Here is an 18,614-nt window from a genome sequence, read left to right as displayed (position 1 = left end):
ACCTCTGCGATTTTAGTAAACAATTGATTTGCAAATCCACAGAATTTCAATTATGTAACTATTTCTATTTTGGATGAATGCACCGATCTTTTAGTCTTTTACTATTTCCCAATAAATTATCAGTAATAATTTTTGCAGTAATGGTACCATCAATATTACCCTGAAAATACGAAGAGTGTGCATCTTTTGCTGCAACGGTCATCGCCAAATCTAACTGTCCCAAGTTTATAAATGTTTGTTCAAAAGAGTTGGCACATTGCCAAATATACTGATCAAAGAAATCTAATTTACGACTAATTTCATTGTCTATTGCAGCCTTCAAAGGATAAGCAATTAAATCAGATGAATGAATGACATTAACCCACCTTAAATCATCTGCAACATTGATATTTTTTTGACTCCGATTTTCAAGAGCTTCATGAATGATAGAAAAATCAAGATCTAGCATTTGCTTGAGAAATAATAAGGGAGATCCCATCGTAGTTATGCTTTCTATATTTATAGAACTCAGGATTTCACGAAAAGTAAAGGCTGGATCATGATTAGGCAATTCTTTTGAAAACAAAAGATCCCATAGTATAAAACTACCAAAAGAATGAGTGATCACATGAATTTGATTATCTTGGGGATGGTTTTTCAAAAATTGATTTAATTGTTCACTGATGGTTTGACGAATGATTTTGCCTCGTTGAGAATTTTGATAAATAAGAAAGTCACCCAAAAAATCATTAATTAACTCATTTCTTTGCTTCTTGTATCTATAGGTATCGCTGTGATAATTTTGGTACTCTTGATGTAGGTTGCAAGCATGAGAATGATCTTTTTCGATGTATCCAATAATTTGATGTTTTTTGTCATTAAACAAATTTCCCCAAAAACTTGAGTAGAAGTTAATTGGGGTTTTGATATTCTTGCGGATATTTTTGATTAAAGTATCAGCATATTTAGAGCTTTGAGTGTTAACACCATGAATAAAAAAGACGAGCATTGTAAATCAATTTCCGTTTGCAAAAATTAGCTTTTCGGTCTGGATATGTTGATGCGTAATCTATCTTTTATTATGGCCTATTCGTTCAGTGCGGGAGCTTAATAAGCAGCCTGAACTTGCGCCACCACTTGATTGAGGCCGACGGAATTGGAGGCTTTGAAGAGGATGCGATCGCCCCCCCGCATCATTGTTTTTAACTGATCGATAATCTCGCCGTGGGTGTGGCAGACCTGGCAGGGTACAGCACCTGCCCCCGTCACAATCCCCTGAGCATCGGGGTCATCCACCAACACGATTAACTGATCAATCCCCAACTCTTCAGCGGTTTGGCCCACTTGCTGATGGAGGCGGGCCGCTGCGTCACCCAGTTCTTTCATTGTGCCGAGGACGGCGATATGGCGCGATCCGGGGGTTTCTTTGAGCAGTTGGAGGGCAGCCACCATGGATTCATACCCGGCATTGTAGGTTTCATCGAGGAGCGCCACATCTCCCGGTAAATCAATGCGGCGCGATCGCCCCCCCGGCAGATCCACCGTCACCCCAGTTTCTAAGGGTTGCCAATCTAAACCGAGGAGTTGGGCCACAGCTAAGGCGGCGAGATAGTTGGAGGCGTTGTGTTGACCGGGGAGGGGGAGGGGAAAATCTTGGCCGTTGACGCGCAGGGTGTGGGGATTGATTAATGTGCCGTGGAGGTCGCCGCCCAGGAGGCCGTAGGTGAGGGTTTTGCCCTGCCAAAATTGGGGGGCGGTACGCATCAGGCGGGGATTATCGGCGTTGAGGAGGGCGATGCTGTCGCGGGGCATGGTGGCGAGGAGTTCGCATTTGGCATTGGCGATCGCCTGCTCGGAACCCAAGCGGCCAATATGGGCCGTGCCAACGTTGGTAATTAACCCAATCGTGGGTAGGGCAATCTCCGTTAATTCGGCGATTTCACCGGGGCCGCGCATCGCCATTTCAATCACGCCATAGTCATGATCCGGGGTGAGTTGGAGGAGGGTTTTCGGGACACCGATTTCATTGTTGTAGTTCTTTTGGGTTTTATGGACGCGGCCATAGTTGCCCAGGACGGCGGCGATCAGTTCCTTGGTGGTGGTTTTGCCGACGGAGCCGGTAATCCCGATGATCGGGATCGTGAACTGTTGCCGCCACCAACGCCCTAGGGTTTGGTAAGCGGTGAGGGTATTCGTGACGGGAAATTGCGGAATGGTTAGATCGGGGACGGGGGTTTGGACAATGGCAGCGATCGCCCCTCGCTCCTGAGCCACCCCTAAAAAGGTGTGACCGTCGAAATTTTCCCCCTGCAAGGCCACGAACAGATTGCCCGGTTCTAAGCTGCGGGTGTCCGTCGTGATGCCGGTGATCGGCGTGGCGGCGATCGCCCCTGCGCCCGTCGGTGTGGTGTTTAAAATCGCGTTCAGTTGACCGAGTACCAAGTCCACCGTCATAAAAGTTATCGCCTGCAACTATTAACTGTTAACTCTGTGATGCTTTTTGATTTTAAAGTACCCCGTCTCCGGATCAAGGTGAGCATTAACGGTTGGGCGCGATCGCGGCTGAGTTTCAGTGGTTGCTCGGAGTATGGTTGATCAGTTTCAACGTTATGATCGAAGAAACTCTATGATCTATCCCGCATCCCAAACGTCTCTCCTCCCTCGGATCTGCACGGATTTCGAGGCGCTGATGGACTGCGGCGATCGCGGCCTAGCATCCATCTCAGGGTATGCGTTTTTAACCCCCCCCAAACGTAATGAGATACCCTAGATCTGCCCCGACTCACCCGCAAAACGGGAGGTTTTACCGGGGCAGAACCGCCTCACTCCGTCCTCGGCGATGCTCTTGTTCTGGCATTGTCATGGAATCGGTAGGGTCTCCCGATTCAGATTCGATCGGAAAATCAAGCGGAACTTGCTATAACTGACAGGGAGGAATACGTTTCGGTGACAGCGTTGATCAATCCCTATCCAACCTCAACAGGCAATCATGAACAGGTGGTGTGTGACCACCTGCTGTATGCTGTGCAAACCGAAACTCCGGACAGCTTGCTAGACCGGTTTCGTCGTCTTTTTATTGGCGGACGACATTACGAGCCGCTCGACGTGCGACAGTCCCTAGAAGCGATCGCGATCGAAAAAAACGCGGATCAAACCTTTCCATTTTTTCTCAATCGCTGCTGTCATATCCTCGTCAACCGCTGGCAAGTTCAACCCAATGCCCGCTGGGCTATTCCTGAACTCGTCGAACAACTCAAGTTAGTGCCCCCGGTCGGGAACACCTACGCACGCGGGCCGCGCCGACTGCGGCAATTGATGCATGATTTCCTCAAGACCGAGCAGTATGTCACCCTGCAACGCTTGGCAACGGTGATCAAACACACCAGTGAGAATCAAGGGAAATTACGGCCCCGCCCCTACAACCCCGCCGAAGCCGAAAACGAGCGCCTGGTGGGACAACTGATCAACCGCTATCCCTACCTCTACGAACATTGTTTGCTGAGTCAAGACAGCAGCTATGAGCATCAGCAAACCGTGCGCCACATCCGCGACCAACTGCAAATGCAGTTTGAACTGGATCTGTCCCACTATGTCACCTATCAACTGCGCCTTCAGGAGGCTAAAAAACGCGGTCGGATTATTCATCCGGTGGAAAATCCAACCCTGTTGAGCGATCGCGAACTAGACTACGCCCTCAGGCATTTCGTCGGCCGGGTGCAAGGCAATCGCACCTCCGATGACCTCGCCAAAAGCTTCCTCACCCATAGCCTCCAGGCCCCCTCCTTCCGAACCTTCAAAGACGATCTCTATGAATATCTAATTGCGTCCATTGATCCCCGGTACGGCAAGCGCAAATTCAACGACAAGCTCTACGAAAAACTCCAAAGCACCCTGTCCCGTTACGACCTGCAAAAACCCAACAACACCCTACTGCTGCGCACCTCTAGCCATCTCCTCAATTTCCTGGTGGTGGAAAGTCCCCAGCGCCCAAATCATTACGTGTTTGTGGATCTCGTCACCAACTTAGGCGCAACCCCCACGATCATGCTGCTGCTCAAAATCACGCTCCTCTGCCACCAAGTCAAGCCATCTCTCGAAAAACGCTTTGCCATTTTATTCAGTCACTACGAATCATCCACAGAAGAGGGCGTGCCCTGGCTCGTGCAGTCGATGGAAAATATTCATGTGGCCCTGAGCACCCATTTTGGCGCATTGGATTTGTCCTATCTCAAAAATAGGTCGTAAAGAGGACTCGCCGTTGCGCACCGTATTGGTTTGCGATCCATCCCCTCCCTGGGCCAGCGAAGAAGGGGAATTTCGCAACATTTTTGTTAAAATTGGGGGATTCGATGAGATTATCTCCGATCTAACAACGGATGCAGCCCCTTGCATCACTCTCTCAAGCTTTACAATGGCCCGTTATCCTCATCCATTTTCAGGGTTAGCACAGTTAAACTGTCCGGATACGGTCATGCTCCTGAGAACCTGAGTATAGCCGCCATCATCATTGTTCCGAATCTCGCTGTAGGACGCTAATGGCTAGCAATTCACCGGAAGATAAATTTACTGTTATCTTCACCGACAATACGCCCATCGTCTATATTCCGCCGCGCCTCAGTGTCTTGGAAGCTGTGGATTTTAAAACCCAATACCAACAGCTTTTACGGGATCAACCCCAAACGGAACGGATTATTCTAGATTTTACAGCCACTCAATTCATGGACAGTAGTGGTGTCGGTGCCCTAGTGAGTAATCTCAAGGCCAGCACTGAACAGGGTGCTCAACTGGTGTTACGCAATGTGAGACCCCCGGTACGAGCCGTCTTAGCGATGACCAGTCTGGACAAAGTCTTGACGATCGAAGCTGAATCGCGTCCAGAGGGTGCGCCGCCGCCAGTGGTGAACCATGGTCTTCCTCCGGAAACTCATCCTTCCGTGCGGTCTTGGCTGAAGCGCTCCATGGATATTGTGGGGGGGTTAGTGGGATTAAGTATTACGGCGATTTTGTTTGTGCCGATCGCGATCGCAATCAAGCGCGATAGCCCAGGCCCGATCTTATTTGGACAAGTTCGCTGCGGTTGGATGGGGCGACGTTTCCGGATCTGGAAATTTCGTTCCATGTGTACCGATGCCGAACGTCTTAAACGGCAGGTGCAAAACCAAGCCAGCGGTGCCTTTTTCAAAAATGATAATGACCCCCGCGTCACCACTGTTGGGCGCTTTCTCCGGCGCACAAGTCTCGATGAACTCCCCCAATTTCTCAATGTTGTGCGGGGTGAAATGAGCCTCGTGGGCACTCGTCCCCCCACGCCTGAAGAAGTCGAGGCTTACCAAATCCCAGAATGGCAGCGGTTAGATGTGAAGCCCGGCATGACTGGTGAATGGCAAGTGAACGGACGTTCTAGTATTCGTAACTTTGAAGATGTGATTAAGTTAGATCTACGTTATCAAAGTCAATGGAGCCTCTGGTACGATGTCAAGTTGATCATCCGCACCGTATTAATTTTGTTTAACAAAAAGAGTGGTGCTGTCTAACGCATATTAGTTTGGTGAGGCAACAACAACCCATTCAACAAATGCATTTTTGCCTACTAAGTGATCTCGCTGAAGTAGAACACCTCCTCGATCGGTTCGAGCAATTTGCAGCATCGCGTCTATCCTCGATGATTTACTGGCAATCTCAAACGGCCCTCGTGGAATGGTTCACCAATGTTGTGCGCTATGCCCACAAAGACCTACCGAAACAGACTCCGATTCCCCTGGGGTTTACGCTGTTTCCGAATTACATTGAAATGCGGGTTTGGGATCAAGGCAAACCGTTTGATCTCAAGGGCAAAATTCAAGAGGTCATTCAACAGGAAGATGATCTCAGTAAAGAGGGCGGCCGAGGCCTGCGGTGGATTCACAATCTCACCGATGAATATCTGTATGTTCGTCCGGCCCCGGATTACAACTGCTTGATCCTACGGAAACATATTGATCCACCTTTGGCCTTGATGTAAGCCAGACACCACGACCCGATTTCCCCGTTGATCTGTGCCGCGTTAGAAATTTTCGGTTTCCTGGGGCGAGCCGACCATGCCGGGTTTGTTGAGGAAGAGATTGCCGGCGGCATCGTTTTGATAGATGCAGGAGATGTCCGGTGAGTTGCTTTCAAGGGTTCCGGTAAAGCCGAAGGTATTCATCCGGTTTTTGCAGTCGTTGACCTGTTCATTGGAAATGAGTTTGCGTTGTTGCAGGAGTGACCAGTTGTTGCGACGCAGGACACAGCCGGGCTGCATTAAGGGTTGGGTGACGTAGACGTTGAAGGGGTTGAGGGTGACAAAGACGCGCATGTCGGTGACGATCGCACTCGCGCCGTATTGCAGGCAAATGTCGGCGTTGGGGGCGCTGCGATCGATCACTTCACGGGATGCCACGTTGGCGATATTGTCACCGGGGGAGAGGCTCAACGCCATCCCGGCCCCAATCCCCAGGATAAACACCCCTCCGAGCAGGGCGACGGTGCCGTAGTTGAAGTTCTGGAAAAATTTTTTGTTGCCGCCACCACCGCCGCCGGGACGGCCCGCAGGGGGGCGGTCGTAGTTCCGTTGGGGGGGGCGATCGTAGGTGGGACGGCTACGGCGGGTCATGGCAATACCGGGTCTTTACGGGTCAAGAATACATTCTCTCTAGACTAGCGTTTTCAGGTTCGATTGGGGGTGGGGGTGGACAATTCTTCGGATGAGGGGGTGGGGGGGAGGTGCGATCGCACCCTCTCCCCCGGCAATTCCCAGACTTGACGATAGAGCAATTCCAACTCGCTACCCACGGCGGCAAAATAGTCCATTTGCTGGGTTTGGAGCGACACCATAATCCGCAACACCAACAGGGCAGCGATCGCCACAATCATCCCCGCTGCTGTGGTGATCAACGCTTCCCCAATCCCTACCGCTGCTTGGGAGGCTTCGGCAGCACTGCCCCCACCGCCAATGTTGAGGTTATTAAAGGTCGTAATCAACCCCGTCACCGTCCCCAACAGCCCCAACAGCGGCGCAACAGCCACCACGGTTTCGAGGAACTTTTCCCCCTGACGCATTTTGATGAATTCCTTATCGCCAGCGGCTTCTAAGGCGAGGCGAAAGGTTTCTGGGCTGGGGCGATTGAGCAGGAGCGGCGCGAGGAGAAACCGACCGAGGGGGAGGTGATCGGAACGCTGGGCGATCGCCTTCGCCTCCTTAAAATCCACCGCCGCCGTTTTTAAAATCCGCTGCGCCACCTGATCCTCTTGGCGTAACAACCGCAGCCAAAACCACACCCGATCCAGCGCACAGGAGAGAGTGAAAACCGATAACACCAGCAGGGGGTACATTACTGGCCCCCCTTTGAGAAAGAGTTCGTACAGGCGAGTCATAGAGGATTAGGCAACAGAACAAGGGGGAATGGTGCAGGATCAGCCAGGGCATGATTCAGACCCGATTTAACGACGGAATCATGTTATATCTGGTTTCATGTATAGCATTTTTGGCTACGGCGAAATGATGATGGATGCGGGGCGGATGGTTCCCTACCATCAGGCCTTGAGTGCTGTGATTCAACCCGGTATGGTTGTTCTCGATATTGGCACGGGGACGGGGATTCATAGTTTGATGGCGGCGCAGTTGGGGGCGCGGCGGGTCTATGGGGTGGAACCCGATGGAGTGGTGGAAATCGCCCGGCAAATTACCGAGGCCAATGGCTATGGGTCGGTGATTGAATACCATCAGGCGGATGTGCGATCGCTCCATTTTTCAGAACCGATCGACGTGGTGGTGTCGGATCTGCGGGGGGTGTTGCCGCTGTTTGGATCGCATTTGGCGACAATCATCGAGGTGCGCGATCGCCACCTCGCACCGGGTGGGGTCTTGATTCCCCAAGCGGATCGGCTCTGGGCGACGTTGGTGCATCTCCCGGATATCTACGACCAGCATTATCACCAGCCCTGGCAGAGTCAGCCCTACGGGTTTGATTTTTCCGCCGCTCACCCCTACGTCACGAACCGCTGGCGCAAGGTGCGGTTACGTCCGGAGGATTGCCTTGTCCCCCCCCAACAGTGGGCGACGCTGGACTATCCCCAACGCCACAGCCCCGATGTTCAGGGGGATCTACAGTGGGACATTGCCACGGATTGCCGCTGTCATGGGGTGGGACTGTGGTTTGATACGACCCTATGGGCGGAGGTGGGGTTTAGTAATGGGCCCGATCAACCGCTGTTGATCTATGGTCAGGCCTTTTTTCCCTGGCCGGAACCGCTGGACTTGCAACGGGGCGATCGCATCACCCTCCACCTCCGCGCCAATCTCGTCAATCAACGCTACCTCTGGCAATGGCACAGCACCCTAACGCGGGGCGATCGCCGCACCACGTTTCGTCAATCCACCTTCAACGCTGACCCCATCAACCCCGCCAGCCTCGCCAAACGTCGCCACACCCATCGCCCCAGCCTCAGCCGAGCGGGACAGATGGCCCAGGTGGCTCTCGCAGGCATGGCGGCGGGGGACAGTTTGGGGGACATTGCCCAACGCCTTGAGGAGCAGTTTCCCGACCAATTCAGCCGCGCCGCCCACGCCTTAACCTGGGTGACGGAGTTGAGCGATCGCTACGGCGAGTAATCCTGCCATGATCGCTTATACCAACGCTCAAAATTCAGGCTACGGAACAAGGGGCTTAAGCCCCTTGCCTTCAGGCTACGGAACAAGGGGCTTAAGCCCCTTGCCTGCATCACGTTCTATGGAGTTCCCCTTTAGAAAATTGGTATTAAGTGATCTCTTTTTGGGTGAGTAAGACCCCTTGGGTATCCTGTAACTCAAAGGCATCGAGGTTCTTAATCTCTAGGCCGGGAGATGCGATCGCCATCTCCCAATCCTTGCCCTCCAATTGCAGCAAGTCGCCCAGCTTAATCTGTGTCGAACTGCCCCCCATATGAGCCACCATCGCGATCTGCTCATCCGGGCGTTCCGGATTGCTCCGCACCCCATAGAATACCGTCGTTTTCTCGCTGCTCATCTTATTAAACCGATCCGTCCCCGACAGGTTATGACGCAGCCAGGGATAGCGATGGCGGAACTGGCGGAGACTGAGATTATGGGAAGTCTGTGCCGCATTCACCATCCGGGGATAATGGCTGACATTACACACCTCATAGCAATCTTCCATAAACCAGCGGGCAAACTGCTTGAGGCGATCGAGATCCATCTTACTGAGAAAACGCAACATCCCCGGACGGCGTAACCCTCTGATTTTAGGCATCTCGCAACTGTCACCGCGCCCTTCCACACAGAGGCGAATGGCCTCGACCACTTCAGAAATGTTGTAGTCTTTTTCCTCCATGACCGTATTGAGCGCTTGGCTAAACTCGCGCAATTCTTCAATATGCTTAAAGCCCAAGGACTTGAGACGACGAAACGCATGTTTGCGCTTGAACAGATCCGGGGTCACCTGCCAATCTAAAAAGCCCGCCTCTTCCGACACCACCTTCACCCCGTAGCGTTCGTCGGTATTCCGAAAGAACATCCAGGGAGCGTGCAGGGTGGCGTTGATAAAGTCCATCGGCAACCCCGGACTAAACCCGTAGACCCACAGGGTCACGGCGGGATTGTCGTAGGCTTTGCGTAGCACTTCCGGCAGGGTTTTACCTAAATTCCAGTTGATATCGGCATTGGTGTCCACTTGATTACCGCGCCGGACGGTGTCGTGGTTGGCGCAGCCGGTAATCCAGCGATCGCCTTCGTACATCACCTCACACACGCGCCGCCATTTTTTTTCCCAGACATGATTGAGCGTCGGCGTATTGTGGGCAAAAATCAACGGCCCCCATTGGTAAGCCTCCGGTTTTAACTCCACGAGTTCTCGATAGGTGGAAATCTCTTCCCAGCCTTCTTGGGGCCAGGGTCGTCCATCTTCATAGATCGTGAAGAGCAGTCGTTGACACCCTTCGATTTCCTGAACCAAATCACTCATGGCGAGCAAGTAGGCATCATCATATTCAACCCGCCCCGACAGGGGATTAAAGAAGCGGAAATCCTGACCCCCATCCACCCGAATCCCATCGGCTCCGGTGTTAATCTTGCGGCGCTGCATTTCCAGGAAAATCGCCCGCACCATCGGGAGTTGATGGTTAAGATCTTGCCCGTACATATTGGGGCCTTTGAGGAACTGATGGGGCAGCAGCAATTCCGATTGGTTGTCAGCATGGCCGTACACCAGGTCATAAATCACCTGAATGGGCCCCGTGGAAAAGTTATGCAGCGTGCTGATCAAGTCAATCACTTCATTGGGGCGGAGGCTGCTGAGGAGGGCGGCGTTGGTGGTGCTAGATCCCAGAATCGGGACATCGTAGCCCCAATCTTGGGTGTTGGGTTTGGTCAGTTCGATGTCGATGATGCCATCGTCTTCGCCAAGGAAGGAGAAAAATTCACTTTCGGGGCTGTATTCGTCACGGTATTCGATGGTGGGTTCGGTGGGTAAAAATTGCACCGCATCATAGCCCACGTAGGCTTCTTCGACGGGGGAGAGGGTTTCCCCTTGGGCGAGTTTGTCGGAGATGGTTTGGTAGATGCGGGTGAGTCCGGCGAAGGTGCCTTCTTGGGAGGCGGTGCCGATGTGCAATTGGAGGATGTTGCGGGGGGCGCGGACGCGGGGAATGCGGTTGGTTCCGGCGGAGAGGTGGATGCCTTCGCTTTCGGGGAGGGAGGAGGCGCTGGTGCGCCGAATATAGTCGAGGTCGGTGCGATCGCGCTGTAAGGCGTTGACATCGTAGAGTTCCGCCGGGGCGAAGATACCGTAGGGGAGTGAATGGGCCAGGGGATCACGGATGGCTTGGAGTTGTTCGTTTTGATCGATGTAGCGTAACCAATAAAACGAGCCGATTTGATCCTGGTTGCCGGGGGTCATCCCTTCAATCACACCCCAGTGAAATTCGCCCTGCGGCATCAGGTTGAGGCGATCGCGCCGAAATTGCACCACCTGTTCCGGCACACTGACATCAATGGGACTGATCGGGGTGAGGACTTCAAAGTAGATTTCGAGTTTCCGCATCACTTGGGCCATCAGTTGCGGTGTCCAAAAGCCAATTTCCACGAGTCCATCCTCTCGATAATGCGCACCGAGACGAGTGGCAAGTTTTAAGCCTTTTTCAAAGATGGTGAGGGAGGAATGATCAACTGCGTTGGCCCATGCGAGTAACTCATGGGTTGCAGATTCAACTAACTGGATGGATGGTTTTGTGGCAACAGTCACCATAATCTCGGTTTCATAAAATAACGAACGTTTGCACCAACCCACTAGACCGGTCTGGAGGGTGCTCAGGGTGTAACAATAGTTGCACCGTAGCGCATGATCCGAATTTCGTCTTGTCTGATTGGCTACGAGTTGTCTGAAAATTGTGCAATGGCGATCGCAGCAAAGACCCCGCAGGGCCTCGATTGCTGCATCCTGTTATTCCGCTTCGGCTTGTTGTTTCCGGTAACTCAGCAACCAGTTGGCAAGGGTGGCGCGGCGGGTTTGGCGCGGGCCAAATTCTCCGAGCTTGTAGCCCTTAAACCCCAACTCCTCTTTCAGTAATTGTTTATCGGGTTGGGGGATGGAGCGGGTGAGTTTGACGGTGGGGGGACGATGGGCGATGAAGTCCGGCGGTTCGGGGTAGTCGTCGCGCCAACTGGGGTCAACCGCCTCGGTGTTCCACGCTTGGCGGTCAGGATCATAGCGATAGCCGAGGGCTTGCCAGACCAGTTGATTGGCGATCGCATCATCGACCACATCATTAATAATGTCCCAAATGGTTTGGGTCGTCAGGGGGGGCAGATCAGACAGCATGGGGGATGAATTTTTGGAGATTACATAATCCAGACCATTATCCGGCCATCGTCCCACATCGTAGAACAACCCGGGCGGATCTTGATCGCCCCACAACAGACCGCCCCAGCCAAAGGGCCGGGGCGGTGAAAATCGTCCGATTCCCCTGGGCCTTAACGTTCCGTTTGTCCCACCCGATCGAGATGGCGGGTCACACTGCGCAGGGAGGCGATCAGGTCTTCTTCGACATAGGCGATCGCATGTTGCTGGCAAAATGACTTCACCAGAGGGCTAATCTGGCGATAGCGACTAATCGGAATCCAGGGGAATAAATGATGCTCAATTTGGTAATTCAATCCCCCAAAGTAATCGTCCAACCAACGCGGAATCATCACATTGCGGGATGTCACAACTTGTTGCTCAATAAACGACATGCCATGGTCACCCGATACCGACGGCATCCCAATGTGATTCACCGCAAAGAGTTTCGCCAAGATCAAACCGGACATCATCGTCACAATTCCATAATTGACCAAAGCCATCGGCCAACCCAGCAGCGCGATCGGGATGATTAAATACACCACAAAATGAAGCGGGACAAGCAAAAATTCAATGCGGCATTGCTTGGGATTTTTGAGCATGTAAATCCAACTAATGCGCTGGAACTCAAAGTTATGAAACATCGCCAACACCCACAGCAAATAGGACTGTTGCCGCACCATCCAGCGAATCCAGGCCGGACGCTCAGTGGGATCATCAACATAGAATTTGATGAAATCCCCTTTCATATCCGGATCTAAGGCTTCATCATTACAGTAGCGATGGTGCAAGTTGTGCTTGTATTGCCAGAAGCGAAAACTACCGCCAGCGATGAACGTATCACCAATTTCACCGAGCCAGAGATTCACGTTACGATGGCGGGAGAGGGAATAATGTCCGGCATCATGACTAAGGAAATAAAACTGAAGATTGCTGATTGTCAAGCCGATAATGGCGGCCCAACGCCACCCACTATCTGCACAGAAGAATAGACCGAGATACGATAGGATATGCAACGTGCCGTACAGTGTGAGACGGCGCAAGAGATGCTTCCAGTCGGGTTTGAAGACACCCGTTTCTGCTACTTCGTGGCGTAGCTTGGTATAGAGTTGTTGACCGGGATTTAACACGTTTTCGCCTCATTGTAGAGCGATGGAATGGGGGGACTTTTTCTCTTTAGCCGGGTCGATCGCCCGGTGAAGTATGTCTAGTACTTAGAGAATGCCCCCCATTATCGTCCCATTTTTGGGAGCCGATGGAGCGGAAATGCACTAGAAATATTTTGAATTGCTGTAGAGGTAATCGGGTGCATCCCACCTTTGCAGATTCCCATAGCTCGCCAGGGAGCATCCTCATCCCCAGCCCTTCTCCCCCAGGAGAAAGGAGCCAAAAGCCCTCTCCTGCGGGAGAGGGTTGGGTGAGAGATTGCATAACTGGGATGCACCCATGTAATCCAGTTGAACGGGAAAGAAGACCCAGTTGAAACACGATTAGGGTTCAATTAAACCGGCTTCACAGAAATTTATTGACTGCCTGGGTTGACGGGGAAATCACGGTACACTAGAGGGCCAATTTGTACTTAAATATCTTGGTCTAGATACGGTCAATTGTTGACTTGAGTGCTGAAGCATGACTTGAATGCGGGAGAGAAGACAAAATGGCGGAATGTCCGGTGTGTCAAGCTCAATACCTCAGGGGCAGGGTAGAGCGTTGCCATGTCTGCGGTTGGCAACTGTCCAATTCTGGGTTCTCTCGTCTGGGGCCGGTGCGACTGGAACATAAACTCTCTGGGACTGCATTGATGCAGTTTGAGGCGTGGGCCCGGCATATGTGGACAACGGTTCAGCATCAAAAACGACGGATTGCAGAACTCCAAGCAGCGCAATCATTGCCTGAGCCTGAACCGACGGTGGCGCAGTTGTCGCCGAAAGCGTCTGGGCCGGTGGCGCAGTTGCCGTCGGAGGAGCCGTTGTCGGAGGCGATGGAGTGGATCATGGGGTGTCTCACCCAGGCGGATCAAGAACGATCGCATCTTCTTTTTCAACTGTCGCAATTGCGGGCTGAGGTGCAACGCTTGACGGCGCAGCGGGAGGGTGAAGCGCAACTGCCGGAATGGCAGCGGGCGATCGCGCCTGAGTCTGCCCCGGATCTGCCCTTGGCGGCGATCGCCTCTCTCCAGCAGGAATTAGAGGAACTGCGATCGCTGTTCAAGGCCCAGATCCAGCCCGAACCCGTCGCCCAACAGCCTGATCCCATGGCTCCATTCGAGGCGACTCTCAGCCAAGTGAGCCAACGCCTGAGCCATGTTGAACAGATGCTGAATACGATGGAGGTACAGGAGCAAATAGACCAAGCCGTCACGGCCCAAGCGATGGAGCAACGCCAAGCCCTGGAGCAGCTTCACCACGAGTTCCATCAGCAGCAAGAGCATCAAGCCCAAGCCCTGGAGCAGCTTCGCCACGAGTTCCATCAGCAGCAGGAGCATCAAGCCCAAGCCCTGGAGCAGCTTACTGAGACGATCCAGCATCTGCAAGGGAAGGTTGAAGCGGTTGAAGCACAAGGGGCGGCGATCGCGCCTCAATTGGACATCCTCGCGCAACAAGCCCAAGACCACAACACCCAACTGCACGATCACCAGCGGCGTTTTAGTCAGGTGAATACCCACCAAACCCAAACTACCACCGAACTTCAGTCCCTCACCGCCCAGATCCAAACCCTCCAAGGTCAAGTGGAACCGCTCACCGCCCAAGCCCGCGATCCTCACCATGGCCCGGCTGCCCTGCTGCGCCAACTGACCCAAACCAGCACCCACCTCAATCAACTGCACCAGCAACAGACCGACCTCCAACACCAAATCCAAAGCATCACCACCCATCTACCCGAAACCCTGCGACAAACGGAACACCGCCTAGAGCAGCAGCAGGTCATGATCCAGCAGGCTCTCACCGCCCAGCAGCAGCAGTTTCAGGACATAGCCCCACAGCTTGATCAGATTCGGGGAACTCTTCAGGCGCAATTGACGCAGTTACACGCTCAACTCGATCAGGTGCGATCGCAGTTTCACGACCACCAAGCCCACAGTCAACAGGCTCAAACTGTCCTCAATGAGCAACAGGCCGCCCTCACCCAAACCCTGCACCAATATCAAGTAGACTCCGATCAAAATCATCATAAAACGCAACAAAACTATGCCGAACTCACCGCCCAGTTAGCACAATTGGCTACCTTTTCAGAGCAAATCAATGGACTAGAATCAGGACTAGACACCCTAAAAACAGCCTTCCAAGCTATTCCTCGGGTGATGGTGGCGACACCGTCCCACCGCAACACATCTTCTGTTTACAATCGCTATCAGCACCTGTCAGATTAATGACTTCGCCTTCCTCTTCTTGGTCTTTACCGGCCCCGATCGCCACAGAGCTACGCCCCAAACATCTGCTATCGAGTGCGATCGCGGGCGGTGTCACCGGCATGATTGGCATTATTCGCGGCATTTCCTACGCCGCCCTCATTTTTTCAGGGACGTTGACCCCGTACCTGAATGTGGGTGTTGGGATCGCCATTTTTAGCACCGCCGCTATCAGTATTATGGTGGCCCTGTTTAGTTCCCTGCCGGGGATGATCGCCACGCCCCTCGCCGCACCGACGGCCGTGCTCGCGGTGATGGCGGCGGCGATCGCTGCGCAAATGGCAGCAGGCGATCCCCAAATTATGGTGCTGACGGTGGTGGCGGCGATCGCCATTGGCTCCCTCTGTACGGGCCTCTTTTTATGCATCCTGGGGCGGTTGAAACTTGGCCAAGCCGTGAGCTTTATCCCCTATCCCGTGGTGGGGGGGTTCATGGCGGGGACGGGGTTGCTCCTGGTGCGGGGGGGTGTGCAGGTGATGAGTGATCTCCCGGTGACGCTGGCGACGCTGCCCCAACTAATCCAGCCAACCCTGGCCTGGCATTGGGGGGTGGGGGTGTTCCTCGGCGTGGCCTTGCTGGGGGTCACGAAACAGATTGGCCATTACCTGATTTTGCCGGGGAGTTTGGTGTTGATGTTGCTGACGTTCTACGGGGCGCTGTGGGTGACGCAAACGCCGGTTGATGTGGCCCGCGAGGCGGGTTGGTTGTTGCAATCCTCGTCCCAAGGGGGGCTGTGGCATCCTCTGGGTTGGCAAGAGTTACAGCAGGTGGATTGGGGGGTGATTGTAGGGCAAGGGGGCGCGATCGCAACTCTGATGTTTATTAGTTTGCTGTCTCTAGTGCTCACCAACAACGGCATTGAGTTAGCCGTCGAAAAAGACATTGACATCAACCAAGAACTCCAAGCCGTGGGGTTAGCCAACCTTGCCGCCGGGCTAGGCTGTGGCATGGCCGGGAATCAAGCCCTGCCTAGCACCTTGCTGGTGCATAAAATGCAGGCCAATCATCGTTTAGCCGGGGTCTTTAAAACGGTTCCCTGTCTCCTCGTCCTCATTTTAGGCTCAGACTTTCTCGCCTATTTTCCGAAACCCATTCTCGGTAGTTTGCTTCTCTATTTGGGCATTGATTTACTCATTCAATGGATCTACAAATCGGCGTTTAAACTTCCCTTGGCGGATTATTTAACCATCCTCTTGATCATGGTAGTGATTAATCATGTGGGCTTTCTGCAAGGGGTGCTCGTGGGGTTGGTGATGTCGGTGGTGCTGTTTGTGGTGAACTACAGTCGGATTCATGCCACCCGTGATCAATTTTCCGGGATTCATCAACAAAGCGCGATCGCCCGCACCCCAGAGGAACAGGAAATTCTCGATCGTCACGGTGAAGCCATCCATATTTTGCAACTCCATGGCTTTATCTTTTTCGGCCGGGCCAATCATTTGTTAGAAGCAGTGCGCGATCGCCTTGAGCAGACCCCACCCCTACGCTACCTTGTCCTCGATTTTCACCTCGTCAGCGGCATTGATTCCTCAGCGACGCTCAATTTCACCAAAATCCGCAAACTCGCCACCCAGCAGGACATCCGTTTAGTCTATCTTGGTCTCACCGATGACCTCGTCACCGTGCTACAACGGGGCGACGCGCTCGACTCTAGCGCCACCTGTCAACAATTCACCACCCTCAATCAAGGCTTGGCCTGGTGTGAAGCACAGTTAATCGCGGCGTTAAATCCCTCCGTCAGCCCACCAACCTCTGCAACCCTCCCGGTTCCATCCCGTTCATCGTCACCCTAGGAACCCCATCGAGATCTCACCTACTATGCTTAATCCTGCGGTGCTTCACCATGACCGGTACTGGCTGCTCAATGCCCATTGTCCGGTCACACTGCTCCCGGCCCATTGGCCCGATGGGGGCGATCGCACTGGCTTAACCCTCGTCAATCTCTGCATTGCCGATGGTCAACTGGTCGCCCTCCAACCCGCCGCCGTGCTTCCCTCTGATCCTTTGCCCACAGTGGATCTAGAGCGGCGCATGGTGTTACCGGGGTTTGTGGATAGCCATACCCACCTCGACAAGGGCCATATTTGGGAGCGATCGCCCAATCCCGACGGCACATTTACCAGCGCCCTCCATGCCACCCGCACCGATGCCGCCACCCATTGGCATCGCGAGGATGTGCGGCGACGGATGGAATTCGGGCTGCGCTGTAGCGAGGCCCACGGCACGACGGCAATCCGCACCCATATCGACTGTGGCGGGGGTCAGGCGGCGATCAGCTTACCCGTTGCGGCCCAACTGCGGGAGGCATGGCGCGATCGCATCACCCTGCAACTCGTTTCCCTCATCGGCCTAGAGGATTTCCGCACTCCAACCGGGGTAGCCGTCGCGGATCAAATTGCCGACTTGGGCGCAGTCTTAGGGGCTGTGATCTATCCCCATCCCGATCTTGATGCCCACCTCGATACTGTCTTTCAACTGGCCAGCGATCGCCAGATCCAACAGTTAGATTTTCACGTTGACGAAACCAAAGACCCCGCATCCATGAGTTTGCGGCACGTTGCCCAAGCCGCCCTGCGCCATCGGTTCCAGGGTCACATTCTCTGCGGCCATTGCTGTAGCCTCGCGATGCAGCCCCCCAACGAGGTTGAAATAACCCTTAATCTTGTGCGCGATGCCGGGATTGATCTGGTCAGCTTGCCGATGTGTAATCTGTTCCTCCAGGATCGCCGCACCGATGGCACAACCCCCCGCTGGCGTGGGGTGACATTGGCCCACGAAGCCCGCCAAGCCGGGATTGCACTATCATTCGCCAGCGACAATTGCCGCGACCCCTTCTATGGCTTTGGGGATCACGATATGCTCGAAGTCTGGACGCAGTCGGTGCGCATCGCCCATCTGGACTATCCCTATGGCGATTGGATTCAGACGGTGAATGATCAGCCTTCCCAGAGTTTAGGGTTAGGCACAAACCGCTTAGAACCGGGGCGCTCGGCGGATTTGGTGATTTTTACGGCCCGTCGGTATAGCGAATTGTTGGCGCGATCGCAACACGATCGCCTCGTCCTCCACCACGGCAAACCCAGCGATCGCACCCTTCCCGACTACGCCGAATTGGATGATTTGGTATTGTGACGACGCTCCAAATCGGCTCATTCCAACGTCATACTCAACCCCGGTAGCACCGTTTCCCCGGATAACGTTGCGGGGAGATTCATCACCTCAACCTCGCGATCGCATCGTTGACATACTCCCCCACTAAACCCTACGGGCTATAGTGGGAGATTCTGAACAGCCAGTTACCTGACCATTTATCCACTCAAACAACGAGAGTTGCAGAGGGTTGCTAGGCTCAACGACTAACGCCATTGATTTATCCT

General features: G+C 53.5%; 14 protein-coding genes. 7 read left to right on the top strand and 7 right to left on the bottom strand.

Annotated elements, in window-relative coordinates; all coding sequences use genetic code 11:
* Positions 1 to 64: 64 nt before the first annotated feature.
* Both PN477_RS19650 and PN477_RS19645 read right to left on the bottom strand, forming a co-directional pair.
* Positions 65 to 988 (bottom strand): hypothetical protein, encoded by a 924-nt coding sequence (locus tag PN477_RS19650; protein ID WP_272118966.1) that lies wholly within the window; start codon positions 986 to 988, stop codon positions 65 to 67.
* A 98-nt stretch (positions 989 to 1,086) separates the two neighbouring features.
* A complete protein-coding gene (locus tag PN477_RS19645; RefSeq protein ID WP_272118964.1) occupies positions 1,087 to 2,433 on the bottom strand; it encodes a UDP-N-acetylmuramoyl-tripeptide--D-alanyl-D-alanine ligase in 1,347 nt (448 codons plus the stop codon).
* Between the two features lie 492 nt (positions 2,434 to 2,925).
* On the opposite strand from PN477_RS19645, the gene PN477_RS19640 reads away from it, so the two are divergent.
* From PN477_RS19640 to PN477_RS19630, 3 genes are all read left to right on the top strand, one after another.
* Positions 2,926 to 4,224: a hypothetical protein gene (locus PN477_RS19640; RefSeq protein ID WP_272118963.1), complete on the top strand. Its 1,299-nt coding sequence runs from the start codon at positions 2,926 to 2,928 to the stop codon at positions 4,222 to 4,224.
* A gap of 290 nt (positions 4,225 to 4,514) precedes the next feature.
* Positions 4,515 to 5,513: a sugar transferase gene (locus tag PN477_RS19635; RefSeq protein WP_272118961.1), complete on the top strand. Its 999-nt coding sequence runs from the start codon at positions 4,515 to 4,517 to the stop codon at positions 5,511 to 5,513.
* Positions 5,514 to 5,554: 41 nt separating this feature from the next.
* Positions 5,555 to 5,980, top strand: a complete 426-nt coding sequence (locus PN477_RS19630; protein WP_084669064.1) for an ATP-binding protein — start codon at positions 5,555 to 5,557, stop codon at positions 5,978 to 5,980.
* A 42-nt stretch (positions 5,981 to 6,022) separates the two neighbouring features.
* On the opposite strand, the gene PN477_RS19625 is transcribed toward PN477_RS19630, so the two are convergent.
* Together PN477_RS19625 and PN477_RS19620 are read right to left on the bottom strand one after the other, a co-directional pair.
* Positions 6,023 to 6,610 (bottom strand): DUF3172 domain-containing protein, encoded by a 588-nt coding sequence (locus PN477_RS19625; RefSeq protein WP_272118957.1) that lies wholly within the window; start codon positions 6,608 to 6,610, stop codon positions 6,023 to 6,025.
* Between the two features lie 53 nt (positions 6,611 to 6,663).
* Positions 6,664 to 7,371, bottom strand: coding sequence for a MotA/TolQ/ExbB proton channel family protein (locus tag PN477_RS19620; protein ID WP_272118956.1), 708 nt, complete (start codon positions 7,369 to 7,371; stop codon positions 6,664 to 6,666).
* 97 nt (positions 7,372 to 7,468) lie between these two features.
* Between PN477_RS19620 and PN477_RS19615 the strand changes: the two genes are divergently transcribed.
* Positions 7,469 to 8,608, top strand: coding sequence for a methyltransferase domain-containing protein (locus PN477_RS19615; RefSeq protein ID WP_272118954.1), 1,140 nt, complete (start codon positions 7,469 to 7,471; stop codon positions 8,606 to 8,608).
* A 145-nt stretch (positions 8,609 to 8,753) separates the two neighbouring features.
* Here the strand turns inward: PN477_RS19615 and gghA are convergent, their stop codons facing one another.
* From gghA to PN477_RS19600, 3 genes are all read right to left on the bottom strand, one after another.
* Positions 8,754 to 11,234: a glucosylglycerol hydrolase gene (gghA, locus tag PN477_RS19610; protein WP_417158865.1), complete on the bottom strand. Its 2,481-nt coding sequence runs from the start codon at positions 11,232 to 11,234 to the stop codon at positions 8,754 to 8,756.
* A gap of 198 nt (positions 11,235 to 11,432) precedes the next feature.
* Positions 11,433 to 11,807 carry a DUF1823 family protein gene (locus PN477_RS19605; protein ID WP_417158864.1) on the bottom strand — a complete coding sequence of 125 codons (375 nt, stop codon included), beginning with the start codon at positions 11,805 to 11,807 and terminating at the stop codon, positions 11,433 to 11,435.
* 155 nt (positions 11,808 to 11,962) lie between these two features.
* Entirely contained in the window at positions 11,963 to 12,958 is a 996-nt protein-coding gene (locus PN477_RS19600) for a fatty acid desaturase family protein (protein ID WP_272118949.1), read from the bottom strand.
* Between the two features lie 527 nt (positions 12,959 to 13,485).
* Between PN477_RS19600 and PN477_RS19595 the strand changes: the two genes are divergently transcribed.
* From PN477_RS19595 to PN477_RS19585, 3 genes are read left to right on the top strand one after another with little or no spacing between them, the layout of a single operon-like run.
* Complete coding sequence (locus PN477_RS19595; protein ID WP_272118947.1) at positions 13,486 to 15,198, top strand: coiled-coil domain-containing protein; 1,713 nt, start codon at positions 13,486 to 13,488, stop codon at positions 15,196 to 15,198.
* Complete coding sequence (locus PN477_RS19590) at positions 15,198 to 17,030, top strand: SulP family inorganic anion transporter (protein ID WP_272118945.1); 1,833 nt, start codon at positions 15,198 to 15,200, stop codon at positions 17,028 to 17,030. Before PN477_RS19595 ends, PN477_RS19590 begins: the two co-directional genes overlap by 1 nt.
* A gap of 25 nt (positions 17,031 to 17,055) precedes the next feature.
* Positions 17,056 to 18,369, top strand: coding sequence for a cytosine deaminase (locus tag PN477_RS19585; protein ID WP_272118943.1), 1,314 nt, complete (start codon positions 17,056 to 17,058; stop codon positions 18,367 to 18,369).
* The last annotated feature ends 245 nt before the right edge of the window (positions 18,370 to 18,614 follow it).

Source organism: Spirulina subsalsa CS-330 (genome assembly GCF_028330765.1).
Lineage (GTDB): Bacteria > Cyanobacteriota > Cyanobacteriia > Cyanobacteriales > Spirulinaceae > Spirulina > Spirulina subsalsa_A.
This window is presented reverse-complemented; position numbering and strand designations above follow the sequence as displayed.